At 62.9% G+C, this 8,904-nt stretch carries 21 protein-coding genes; 15 read left to right on the top strand and 6 right to left on the bottom strand.

What is annotated here, in order from left to right; translation table 11 throughout:
• The 4 genes from RQH62_RS04370 to RQH62_RS04355 all read right to left on the bottom strand — a co-directional run.
• Window positions 1-285 (bottom strand): hypothetical protein (locus tag RQH62_RS04370; RefSeq protein ID WP_311267484.1); only part of this gene is annotated, 285 nt, incomplete at its 3' end.
• A gap of 289 nt (window positions 286-574) precedes the next feature.
• Window positions 575-850, bottom strand: coding sequence for a hypothetical protein (locus tag RQH62_RS04365; protein WP_311267483.1), 276 nt, complete (start codon window positions 848-850; stop codon window positions 575-577).
• Entirely contained in the window at window positions 843-995 is a 153-nt protein-coding gene (locus tag RQH62_RS04360) for a hypothetical protein (protein WP_311267482.1), read from the bottom strand. Before RQH62_RS04360 ends, RQH62_RS04365 begins: the two co-directional genes overlap by 8 nt.
• Window positions 992-1,264: a hypothetical protein gene (locus RQH62_RS04355; protein WP_311267481.1), complete on the bottom strand. Its 273-nt coding sequence runs from the start codon at window positions 1,262-1,264 to the stop codon at window positions 992-994. Before RQH62_RS04355 ends, RQH62_RS04360 begins: the two co-directional genes overlap by 4 nt.
• 180 nt (window positions 1,265-1,444) lie before the next feature.
• On the opposite strand from RQH62_RS04355, the gene RQH62_RS04350 reads away from it, so the two are divergent.
• Window positions 1,445-1,591 carry a hypothetical protein gene (locus tag RQH62_RS04350; protein ID WP_311267480.1) on the top strand — a complete coding sequence of 49 codons (147 nt, stop codon included), beginning with the start codon at window positions 1,445-1,447 and terminating at the stop codon, window positions 1,589-1,591.
• 396 nt (window positions 1,592-1,987) lie between these two features.
• On the opposite strand, the gene RQH62_RS04345 is transcribed toward RQH62_RS04350, so the two are convergent.
• Window positions 1,988-2,440, bottom strand: coding sequence for a helix-turn-helix transcriptional regulator (locus RQH62_RS04345; protein WP_311267479.1), 453 nt, complete (start codon window positions 2,438-2,440; stop codon window positions 1,988-1,990).
• Here RQH62_RS04345 and RQH62_RS04340 point away from each other — a divergent pair.
• From RQH62_RS04340 to RQH62_RS04285, 12 genes are all read left to right on the top strand, one after another.
• Window positions 2,430-2,660: a hypothetical protein gene (locus tag RQH62_RS04340; protein ID WP_311267478.1), complete on the top strand. Its 231-nt coding sequence runs from the start codon at window positions 2,430-2,432 to the stop codon at window positions 2,658-2,660. The genes RQH62_RS04345 and RQH62_RS04340 overlap by 11 nt on opposite strands.
• A gap of 109 nt (window positions 2,661-2,769) precedes the next feature.
• Entirely contained in the window at window positions 2,770-3,330 is a 561-nt protein-coding gene (locus RQH62_RS04335) for a hypothetical protein (RefSeq protein ID WP_311267477.1), read from the top strand.
• 42 nt (window positions 3,331-3,372) lie between these two features.
• Window positions 3,373-4,140, top strand: coding sequence for a site-specific DNA-methyltransferase (locus tag RQH62_RS04330; RefSeq protein WP_311267476.1), 768 nt, complete (start codon window positions 3,373-3,375; stop codon window positions 4,138-4,140).
• Window positions 4,137-4,376, top strand: a complete 240-nt coding sequence (locus RQH62_RS04325; RefSeq protein WP_311267475.1) for a hypothetical protein — start codon at window positions 4,137-4,139, stop codon at window positions 4,374-4,376. The genes RQH62_RS04330 and RQH62_RS04325 overlap by 4 nt, the downstream gene beginning before the upstream one ends.
• A gap of 2 nt (window positions 4,377-4,378) precedes the next feature.
• Window positions 4,379-4,624 (top strand): hypothetical protein, encoded by a 246-nt coding sequence (locus tag RQH62_RS04320; protein WP_311267474.1) that lies wholly within the window; start codon window positions 4,379-4,381, stop codon window positions 4,622-4,624.
• Window positions 4,614-4,835 carry a hypothetical protein gene (locus RQH62_RS04315; protein WP_311267473.1) on the top strand — a complete coding sequence of 74 codons (222 nt, stop codon included), beginning with the start codon at window positions 4,614-4,616 and terminating at the stop codon, window positions 4,833-4,835. Before RQH62_RS04320 ends, RQH62_RS04315 begins: the two co-directional genes overlap by 11 nt.
• Entirely contained in the window at window positions 4,828-5,070 is a 243-nt protein-coding gene (locus tag RQH62_RS04310; RefSeq protein WP_311267472.1) for a DUF2312 domain-containing protein, read from the top strand. Before RQH62_RS04315 ends, RQH62_RS04310 begins: the two co-directional genes overlap by 8 nt.
• A complete protein-coding gene (locus RQH62_RS04305; RefSeq protein WP_311267471.1) occupies window positions 5,067-5,474 on the top strand; it encodes a VRR-NUC domain-containing protein in 408 nt (135 codons plus the stop codon). Before RQH62_RS04310 ends, RQH62_RS04305 begins: the two co-directional genes overlap by 4 nt.
• Window positions 5,456-6,319, top strand: a complete 864-nt coding sequence (locus RQH62_RS04300; RefSeq protein ID WP_311267470.1) for a hypothetical protein — start codon at window positions 5,456-5,458, stop codon at window positions 6,317-6,319. Before RQH62_RS04305 ends, RQH62_RS04300 begins: the two co-directional genes overlap by 19 nt.
• A 1-nt stretch (window position 6,320) precedes the next feature.
• Window positions 6,321-6,764, top strand: coding sequence for a hypothetical protein (locus RQH62_RS04295; RefSeq protein ID WP_311267469.1), 444 nt, complete (start codon window positions 6,321-6,323; stop codon window positions 6,762-6,764).
• 29 nt (window positions 6,765-6,793) lie between these two features.
• Window positions 6,794-7,375, top strand: a complete 582-nt coding sequence (locus RQH62_RS04290; protein WP_311267468.1) for a transcription termination/antitermination NusG family protein — start codon at window positions 6,794-6,796, stop codon at window positions 7,373-7,375.
• A gap of 205 nt (window positions 7,376-7,580) precedes the next feature.
• Window positions 7,581-7,937, top strand: coding sequence for an HNH endonuclease signature motif containing protein (locus tag RQH62_RS04285; RefSeq protein ID WP_311267467.1), 357 nt, complete (start codon window positions 7,581-7,583; stop codon window positions 7,935-7,937).
• On the opposite strand, the gene RQH62_RS04280 is transcribed toward RQH62_RS04285, so the two are convergent.
• Window positions 7,934-8,116, bottom strand: a complete 183-nt coding sequence (locus tag RQH62_RS04280; protein WP_311267466.1) for a DUF2158 domain-containing protein — start codon at window positions 8,114-8,116, stop codon at window positions 7,934-7,936. The two genes, RQH62_RS04285 and RQH62_RS04280, sit on opposite strands and share 4 nt — an antisense overlap.
• A gap of 245 nt (window positions 8,117-8,361) precedes the next feature.
• On the opposite strand from RQH62_RS04280, the gene RQH62_RS04275 reads away from it, so the two are divergent.
• The gene (locus RQH62_RS04275; RefSeq protein WP_311267465.1) at window positions 8,362-8,520 is read left to right on the top strand and encodes a hypothetical protein; all 159 of its coding nucleotides are present in this window, start codon (window positions 8,362-8,364) and stop codon (window positions 8,518-8,520) included.
• 2 nt (window positions 8,521-8,522) lie between these two features.
• A complete protein-coding gene (locus RQH62_RS04270; protein WP_311267464.1) occupies window positions 8,523-8,729 on the top strand; it encodes a hypothetical protein in 207 nt (68 codons plus the stop codon).
• The last annotated feature ends 175 nt before the right edge of the window (window positions 8,730-8,904 follow it).

The raw sequence follows: 8,904 nt of genomic DNA, 5'->3' as shown, positions 1-8,904 counted from the left end.
GCTCAGATCGACGTCGCCGCCGTTGCTGAACGTCACGCCCTCGGGCAGCGAGGTCAGCCCGCGCAGATAGACGTCGCCGCCGTTGCTGAACGTCACGCCCTCGGGCAGCGAGGTCAGCCCGCTCAGATCGACGTCGCCGCCGTTGCTGAACGTCACGCCCTCGGGCAGCGAGGTCAGCCCGCTCAGATCGACGTGATGGCCGCGCACGGTAATGGCATCGCCTTCACGCTCATACGGCGCACCAGCGCGATAGAGCGCCTCGGTAAATTGGTCGACGGTCGACATTGTCAGTTCACCTTTCGTTGGCACGGCGCGATGCGCGCGCAGTCGCTGGTGCAGACCGGGCAGGTGCACGGCTGCGGACCGGAATTGCGTGGGGTTGCGGGCCGACCGGCCTCGACGGCCGACCCGCGTGGATCAGATGACGGCCCTTGGGAGAGGGTCAGGCCGTCCGAGGCTCCTGCCCGGTCCTGCGCTGCCAGGGGGATGGCGCGCATTACGGGCAAGGGGGAATGAGCGATGTTGTGGCGGATGCGCTGGAGCTGGCGCCAGGCGATCTCGGCGTGGTTGATGATCATGGAATCACACGCTCGCACTGCCGCTGATATGCTGGCACATCAGGCTCAGCCGCCTCCGGCGCGCCGTACTCAGTGAGCAGCGGCAGGATCGTCTCGCGCTTCTCCAGCAGCAGGCCGACAAGGCCCGGCGCCATGCCGTCAGCCGCGCCGGTACCACCCAGCGCGATAGTCAGCTCGGCAGCGATGGCCTTGTCTTTCGACGGGTGCATCTGGCCCTTGCTGTCGGTCCATGCGTCGACACGACGCACGGCAGCGGCTCCACGGTTAAGCATCGGCCCGCCCCTTCTCGATCGGCTCATAGGCCAGCGCGGCCAGCATCTTGTGGAAGTCGGCGCGAAGCTGGTGGATGATGACGCCCAACGCGAGCGCGCCGGAGGCGGCGAAGATCGCCGCGGCGGCGATGGAATAGGCGCTCATGACGCCACCCGCAGAGGCACAACCTTGCGGCCCGCGATCTCGCTCTCCAACTGCTCGGCAGCGCGGATCATGCGGCTGGCGCCGTTCAGGAGGAAGTCGCGGGCCGTGCCCGGATCGGTCAGCAGCAGCTCGTGCGCTTCACTGGCGCAATAGCCAGCGATGTTGACCAGATCGACGGTCCGATAATGTGCGCCGAGGCGCTGAAGGTTGCCCAGGCGAGACAGCGCATCCGCCGACGCCGAGCCCACAAAATACTGCGGGATGGACATGGTGATCTCCCCACCGTGGCGGCCGGCTGGATGCGCGGCGCGTCAGGTGATGGGCATGTGTTCGCTTAAATGGAACCTTGTGTCAACGGAAAAAGTTCGCTTAAATGGAACACGTTCGGTAGCAAGCTGCCTGCCGCCGAATCATAGGCATGGCGCGGGCGTGTAGGAAAGGTGATTTTCATGGACTGGGAACTGGCTTGGGGCCTGCTTGTCAGCGGCGTTATTCCAACCGTCTCAATGATTTTATCGATCAGCGCTTACATTAGCGCTAGGCGCTATGCTGCGGCAGTTGACGAAAAGGAATGCGACATCGACGCGCGATCTTGAGGTCGGCCTTTAACCTCAAGGTAAAGATTATTTGAGCGGATTGCGATGGCACGCCTGATAAGACGACTGGCGCATCCGGATCATCAAGAACCCTGCCTTGGGGCTGTACGGACGCGATGACTAAACCGCCGAGGCTATCGTGGCCCATCTCTTTGCGGCAAATCTGAATGTCGCCGGCCCACATCAACTCGACGCGCGCAACCGTCCATTGCTCCGATCGAGGCCCTGCGAGATAAAAGTAAATCCATTCGGGATGCTTCGCAGATGGGTCCGATATTTCGATATGCGGCCCATCCAATACCGCTGTGCGCTTCGCTAGTGCATAGGCTCGCCAAGCCACCAGGCTGGCTACCGTCCCGCTTAGGGCACCGTAAACTCCAACCCAGTCAGTAAGGTTCATTTACCCGCGCCAGCCATGCGGACAACATTCGGTCCGACATCTTCAAGGCGGCGCCCATGCTCAACAACCGTCAGCGCATCCTTGCGCAACTGGCGGATAGCCATGGCGTCGTCGGGGTGCATCAGCAGCTCATACGGCTGGATGTTGAGAGCGTTCGCTGCTTCATTTACCAGCCGCTTCGAATAGCCAGTCTTGCCTGAGCATATGTTGCTGGCCGAAGCTTTACTCCAGCCCGCCCGATCGCGCAGCGTCGTCTGGTTAACTCCCGTGGACGCCATCCATTCGTTGAGAAACCAGTCCCATGGCGGTGCGGAAGAAGGGGTATCGACGCTTTTTCTGCCCATGTTTCGAAAATACGAACTGCGCAAGTGAATGTCGTTACCTGATAAGTGAACAGCACCCATTGACATGGAGTTCAGTTTAGGCGAACAAAACGTCATGAGGATCATCCAATATCGCAAATCGCTTGGCCTCAATCAGGAGGCGTTCGGCGCACTGTTCGGGCTGAAAAGTAAGGGGCAGGTGTCAGAGATCGAGCGCTCCAACCGCTGCTCGGCAGAGATCGCCCTTGCGATAGAGGCTCATTCGAAATTCGTCATCGACGCCGCGACCCTAAACGATGTGGTCCATGCCGCCCGGCGGCAGGCGCCGATCGAGGAGGCTGCATAAATGACCGAGGTCGGCAAACTGCGCGTCGAACTTCCGGCGGGCTGCACTGTCATCCCACCGTTGCCGACCGCGAGCGCCCCCGCCCTCTGCACCACCTGCGACCACCGCCTTGACGACGCTGCCATTCGCGCCTGCCCGGTTCGCGATTGCCCGCATGCGCAGCGTGAGGCCGCCTGATGTTTTCCCTGTTCCATACCGGCTGGATTGCCGCAGTTGCGAAGGTTTCACCATGGAAATGAATACGGCCCTTTCCGACGAGATCGGAAAAAGCATCATCGCCCGGCAGCTCAACAAATATGTGGGCTCCGGCATCGGCAAGGCCATCACCTGGGCCGAGCTGGAGCAGTTGACAGGTGTCAAGCACATGACGCTGCGCAGCTATGCCGCCACGCCGCCGGCCACGATGCCCGCGCATCTGATGATGTCCGTCTTCGCGCATCTGCCGGCCGCCGCCTGGGCGCAGGTCAACAGCGCCATGGGCTTCTGCGCCCCGCCGCGCATCGATGACGCCGACGCCGCCTGCATGCGCCGCGCGCTGGCGCAGGCGTCGCAGTTGGTGGCGGACGGCAATGATTATCTGGCCGATGGCATCATCGACCCGAGCGAGCGCGCCAAGTTTTCGGAGGCCGCCGAGGCGCTGATTCCGACGCTCCGCGCGCACATCATCTGACAGGACTGAACGAAGCGGGCCAGCCAGCCCAGGAGTGAGAACATGGACAGCGCGACCCACGCGGCGCCGGTTGATGCCGGTTCCGCGAACGATATTGTTTTGCCTGCGATACCGACCGCCGTCGTGATCGGCGCAGCGACGCTGTATCTGGGCAATTGCCACGACATCCCGCCCCGTCTCGGCCCGATCGACTGCGGCGTGATGGACCCGCCCTATGATTTCGAAGCGTCGGGCGGTGGCATCTTCCGGCGCGATCGCCAGTGCATGGACAAGATTCAGGCGGCTGGCCTCGATAAGGGCTTCGACCACCGCGTCATCACCGCAAGCCAGTTTCGCAGCGTCGTCATCTTCTGCCATAACGACCAGCTCGACACGCTACTGCCTCACCTGTCTGAGCAGTTCGACCGCTTCGCCCTGTGCTTCTGGCACAAGTCGAACCCGATGCCTGTCGCGAACAAGCATTATAAGCCGGACACCGAGATCTACATTCACGCTTGGAACGCCGGCGGCTTCCCGGCGGGAGACCTGGCTGACAAGGCGCGCTACATCGTTGCGCCGGTCGGGCAGCAGGGCGAATTCGACCATCCGACGGTGAAGCCGCTTGCCGTCATGCGCAAGATCATCGTGAACGCGAACGGCGACACGATTTGCGACCCGTTCATGGGCACCGGCAGCACCGGCGTTGCCGCACTGGAGCGCGGTAAGCGGTTTATCGGCATCGAGCGCGACCCCAAATATTTCGACATCGCCTGCAAGCGCATCGCAGACGCCCAGCGTCAGGGCAACCTCTTCACCGAGGCCGCCGCATGACCCGCGCCCGCCGCTACCGCCGCCGCACCTTCGCCGAGGTGACCGCCCAGGCCACTACTGCCGAGCGCGCCCGCATCGCCGACTTCGGCCGGTGGCACATCGCGGCGGTCACCAACCTCATCGCCGCCGGCAAGGTCGACGCAGAGAGCGGATCGCTCCTGTCCGCCCGGCTGGCCGCCTTTGTCGAGCAGGTTGAGCAGGGCCTGCACCTCACCAGCACCAGCGAGAGCAACTGACCATGTACGCGGTATCAAACCGGGAACGGCACAACATCACTGCGCAGAAGCCGCGCGAGGCGATCGGCGACGCTGAATTCCAGATGCGCAAGGCGGCGCACCGGGACGGCAGCGCTGCGCTGTGCGAGCGCATCGAGGCGCTGATCGTCCGGACCGCCGACAGGATCGACGTGCCTGCATCATTTGCCGTTCGCCGGCTGGATTTCGCGCGGGCCTATCTGGGCTTCGAGGTCGCCGATGGACATTGAGCCACGCACCGTCACGCCCGAGCAGATGGAGGAGGCGATCGTCTTGTGCCGCAAGCGCGTGGAGCGCGCCGCGGGGAAGGTGATCGCCGCCCAGGCCGAACATGCCGCAGCCGCCGCTTCGCTCAATGCTGCCATCCAACGCCTTGCCGACTGGCAGGCGGCCAATCCCGACCCTCAGCGGTCCATATTCGAGGAGATTACCGATGTCTGAAGGCAATGTCGCCGCCAATCAGTTGCGCCTGCTCATCGAGCGCATCGAGCGGCTGGAAGAAGAGAAGAAGGGCATCAGCGACGATGTGAAGGACGTCTATCTGGAGGCGAAGGCCACCGGCTACGATGCCAAGATCATCCGGCAGGTGATCCGCCTGCGCAAGATGCAGCCGCATGACCGGCAGGAAATGGAGGCGATCCTCCAGACCTATCTTTCCGCGCTGGGGATGGAATGACACGCTCCTGGCTTAACACGGTCGCGCGCGGAGGGAAGCGCGGCGCTGGCATGCAAGAGCGGCCGGTGCAGCGCGGCGCCATCCGCCTGCTCGCCATGCAGCGCATCGAGGCGGTTGCCGTGCCGAACGGTGCGCACCTGGCCGGGGACAAGCTGTCGCGTGCCAAGCAGATGCAGGCGCTACGCAAGGATGGGCTGCGGCCGGGCTTTCCCGACCTCATCCTGTTCGGCCGTCAGCGCCAGCAGATCGGCTTCATCGAGGTGAAGCGCGAGATCGGCAACGACCTGTCCGAGGATCAGGAGGGTTGGCGCGACATGCTGATCGGCTGGGGCTTTCCTTGGGCGATGATCCGGCAGTCTGAAGAGGCGCTGGCCGTTGTGCGTGCATGGGGGTGGATTCGGTGAGCAAGCGCCCTGCATTTCAATTTTACCCCGCCGATTGGCGCACGGATCCGGGCCTGCGCCTGTGCGCACTGGTGTCGCGCGGCCTTTGGATGGAGATGATGGCGATCATGCACGAGGGTGAGCCATACGGCCACCTCACCGCGCAGGGCCGCCCCATATCGCCCGACATGCTTGCGCGCCTCGTGGGCGAAAGCCCTGCGACCGTTAAGCGCTGCATGGCAGATCTAGAGGCAAACGGCGTCTTTTCGCGCACCGATGACGGCGTGATCTACAGCCGCCGCATGGTGCGCGACGAAGAGGTACGCGAGGCTCGCGCCGCTGGAGGATCACTCGGCAAGGTCCATGGTCAAAAGGGCGCTTCACACGGAACAAAGGGGGGTCGCCCTCGCAAAGAAAAACCCCCCTTAGTTCATGATGAAAGGGGGGTTATTTTACCCCCCCCTTCTTCTTCATCTTCTTCTTCCTCTTCAATTGTTGTTGATGGTGATGGAGCGCACGCGACCGATTTTGCAGATCTCGCAGACGATCTCACCCGGATGGCTGGCGTTCGGCACATGGAGCCCGGCCGGATAGCCGAACACATCGACCTCGTCCGCGAATGGGTTTCGCGAGGCGCGTCGCCCGCTGACCTCCGGGCGACCGTCGGCTCTGGCGTGTCCGCCGCCTCGTCACCCATCCATCACCTCCGATATTTCGACGGCGCAGTGCGCCTCATGATTGCCAAAAGGAACAACGCTCATGGGTCAAATGGTGCATATCCAGCCGCAGCAGACGAACTTACCAGCGCACTGGCAAGAGCCGCCGCTGCCGACGAAGCTGGACGCCGCAGTCAAATCCCGAATTAACGTGTTCGAGCTGCCCGTCCCCGGCCCGAAGTTCCTGCCGGCGCTGCGTGCGGTGGCCGCCGCCGAGCCGCCGCTGGCGACACATACGGACATCAACGGGTGGGTCATCAAGCTGTCCACCGCCATGGCCAAGCGCAACATGAGCGATCTCGACGCCAAGCTAACGCTCTCAGCCTATCAGGATGGGCTTTCGGATCTGGCAGCCTGCGACTTGGCCCACGCCTGCGTCCACCTTCTGCGCACCAGCCGGTTCATGCCGACGGTCGCCGAAATCCGCGAGGCGGCCGCGCCGCTGTCCGCCGTGCGCCGGTACCGTCAGGGCCGCGCATCGATGCTGATCCTGCGCCACGAGCGCGAATGGGTGGCCCCGGTCGATGACGACGAAACGGTGAGCGCCGGGGCGCTGACGGCAAAGGCGCTGGCGGCGCACCCTTCGAAGCGGTAAGAACAAGAGTAGAACGGAGCGAATTGGAAATGAGCGAACAGGGCAAGTGCTGGTGCATCCTGCGGACGTCGGGCCGCACCACGATCGGGCTGGCGGAATCTCTTGGCAAGGATGGCTATGACGTCTGGACGCCGATCGAGACGGTCACCATGAAGGTGACGCGTGCGAACGTAAAGCGGCAGGTCCGTTTGCCGATCATGCCCAGCTATGTCTTCGCGGCCTCTCATCATCTGGCGGACCTCATCATGCTTGGTTCATTGCCAGTCCGCCCTCGTCGCGGCGCTGGGTTGATGGAGGCTGCGCACGTCGCCTTTCATGTGCTGCACTGCTTCGGCGGCATCCCGATCATAGAAGATCGTCACCTGTCGAGCCTGCGCAGGCTGGAGGCCAAGCGCACGCCCATTCGCCGGGCGGAATACGCCTTCCCGCTCAACAGCAAGGCGAAGGTAAATGAGGGCATCTATGGCGGCATGAAGGGCGTCGTGCTTCGCAGCAACCTAACGGCGACAGTGCTGGATTTCGGCAATGGATGGAGGACGCAAATTCCCACTTCCATCCTGTCACCCGCCGATGTAGAAGAACACTCGAACACCGCCAAGATGGCGGCGTAGCTGCACAGGATGCAGCATGGGCGTGCATCGTTCTGGACCCGCTTGGGTAGTGCAGACCTCGCCCTTCATCTGGCGGAAGCGCGCTTCCGCCTTCGTGCTACTGCATTTCCCAAGTCGGTGTAGCTCAATTCGGTAGAGCGTCGGTCTCCAAAACCGAAGGTTGTAGGTTCGAGCCCTACCACCCTCGCCCTCATGCGGAGGCGCCATGCCCAGCCGCCCGCCCAGCTTGAAGCAGAAGCCCTGCGCCAAAGCGTGGGCCAGCACCCGCAAGAGCAGGCATGAACGCGGCTATGGCCGTGAGCATGACATCATGCGGGCGATCGTGCTGCGGGAAGAGCCGCTGTGTCGCCCCTGTCTGGCACGCGGGCGCACCACCCCGTCGACCATAGCCGACCACATCAAGCCGCTCAGCGAGGGCGGCACAGGCGAGCGGGATAACTATCAGGGCATCTGCAAGCCCTGCCACGATGCAAAGACTGCGGAGGAAGCGGCGCGAGCGCGCGGTGCAAAACGCCCTCGCTCGCGCCTAAGCATAGGATTGGACGGCTGGCCTGTCAGTTAATCGACCAATTCCAACGCTTCCTGGGGATATTCACCACTCTGCGGTTTGTTGCTTGAATCGAACCAAGATACCCAGACCGTGCCAACCCATGCGCCTTCGCCAACGCGGGTAACGGTCATGGTCGGTCCGCCTGATTTCAGTCTAACGACATCCCCTGCCTTAAATGTGTTCTCAGTCATTCGCTTCTCCGAGGTTGCTATGAAACAGAGTGATGCGAACCCGCTTGTTCTCGTTGAACGGGCGACTCATGAGCCGGTCGTCGTCGGCGACTTTGTGCGCTTGGCGAGTGGGAGTCCACTGGGGCTTGTTGTTGAAGCTGCGGACAATGTCGGCGAGGTCGTATGGCTCACCAGCCCAGGGCATCGATCGTCGCTGCCGTTGGTTTGCCTGCGTCCTGTGGCTACATGGGCATAGGAGCGGACGGATGGCCCAACTGACTCTGACCCTGCATGTGCGCAAGCGCTGGCTATATCGCCCTGCCATGATCGCCATCTATGTCCTGTGCTATCTCGGCATCCTGACCGATGCCGATGCGGCGGTGGAGTGGATGGCTAAACACGCACTCCGCTTCGAGGCACGCTGAGCATGGCTGATGGCATTGCATCGCTGAACGTCCGCGTTCGCCCTCCCCGCTGGTCCGGCGGTCTGCCCATGCTGGTCATGTGTGGCCCGGACGGCGAGGCCCTGCCCGGTCAGGTGTCGTGCCAGGTTACGACGCTGGCCGACGGAACCTCCCGCGCCGTCGTGGCCTTCGACGTCGACGGCACCGACGTCACCCTGAACCAAGGCTGAAACCCACAGAAATCGGCCGTTTTTGACCCATTTTGGGCCGGATCGGACCCGATTTTGCCCCTGAGAGGGGGGGTGGGCAAAAAGTAGGGGGTCGATGGCTCTGGGACCGAGCGTGGGGCCTTTTTTCTGCGCGTGCAGATTAAACTTTCGGTGCGAATTAAATTTTGCGTGCCAA

It is taken from the genome of Sphingobium sp. WCS2017Hpa-17, from assembly GCF_031843765.1.
Lineage (GTDB): Bacteria > Pseudomonadota > Alphaproteobacteria > Sphingomonadales > Sphingomonadaceae > Sphingobium.
Note: the sequence above shows the minus strand (reverse complement) of the source record. Positions and strands in the feature narration are given on the sequence as shown.

Bases quoted from the DNA above. Each gene is read 5' to 3' on its own strand.
- RQH62_RS04365 (WP_311267483.1), bottom strand. From the start codon at position 850: ATGCTTAACCGTGGAGCCGCTGCCGTGCGTCGTGTCGACGCATGGACC.
- RQH62_RS04360 (WP_311267482.1), bottom strand. From the start codon at position 995: ATGAGCGCCTATTCCATCGCCGCCGCGGCGATCTTCGCCGCCTCCGGC.
- RQH62_RS04355 (WP_311267481.1), bottom strand. From the start codon at position 1,264: ATGTCCATCCCGCAGTATTTTGTGGGCTCGGCGTCGGCGGATGCGCTG.
- RQH62_RS04350 (WP_311267480.1), top strand. From the start codon at position 1,445: ATGGACTGGGAACTGGCTTGGGGCCTGCTTGTCAGCGGCGTTATTCCA.
- RQH62_RS04340 (WP_311267478.1), top strand. From the start codon at position 2,430: ATGAGGATCATCCAATATCGCAAATCGCTTGGCCTCAATCAGGAGGCG.
- RQH62_RS04345 (WP_311267479.1), bottom strand. From the start codon at position 2,440: ATGATCCTCATGACGTTTTGTTCGCCTAAACTGAACTCCATGTCAATG.
- RQH62_RS04330 (WP_311267476.1), top strand. From the start codon at position 3,373: ATGGACAGCGCGACCCACGCGGCGCCGGTTGATGCCGGTTCCGCGAAC.
- RQH62_RS04325 (WP_311267475.1), top strand. From the start codon at position 4,137: ATGACCCGCGCCCGCCGCTACCGCCGCCGCACCTTCGCCGAGGTGACC.
- RQH62_RS04320 (WP_311267474.1), top strand. From the start codon at position 4,379: ATGTACGCGGTATCAAACCGGGAACGGCACAACATCACTGCGCAGAAG.
- RQH62_RS04315 (WP_311267473.1), top strand. From the start codon at position 4,614: ATGGACATTGAGCCACGCACCGTCACGCCCGAGCAGATGGAGGAGGCG.
- RQH62_RS04310 (WP_311267472.1), top strand. From the start codon at position 4,828: ATGTCTGAAGGCAATGTCGCCGCCAATCAGTTGCGCCTGCTCATCGAG.
- RQH62_RS04305 (WP_311267471.1), top strand. From the start codon at position 5,067: ATGACACGCTCCTGGCTTAACACGGTCGCGCGCGGAGGGAAGCGCGGC.
- RQH62_RS04300 (WP_311267470.1), top strand. From the start codon at position 5,456: ATGGGGGTGGATTCGGTGAGCAAGCGCCCTGCATTTCAATTTTACCCC.
- RQH62_RS04290 (WP_311267468.1), top strand. From the start codon at position 6,794: ATGAGCGAACAGGGCAAGTGCTGGTGCATCCTGCGGACGTCGGGCCGC.
- RQH62_RS04285 (WP_311267467.1), top strand. From the start codon at position 7,581: ATGCCCAGCCGCCCGCCCAGCTTGAAGCAGAAGCCCTGCGCCAAAGCG.
- RQH62_RS04280 (WP_311267466.1), bottom strand. From the start codon at position 8,116: ATGACTGAGAACACATTTAAGGCAGGGGATGTCGTTAGACTGAAATCA.
- RQH62_RS04275 (WP_311267465.1), top strand. From the start codon at position 8,362: ATGGCCCAACTGACTCTGACCCTGCATGTGCGCAAGCGCTGGCTATAT.
- RQH62_RS04270 (WP_311267464.1), top strand. From the start codon at position 8,523: ATGGCTGATGGCATTGCATCGCTGAACGTCCGCGTTCGCCCTCCCCGC.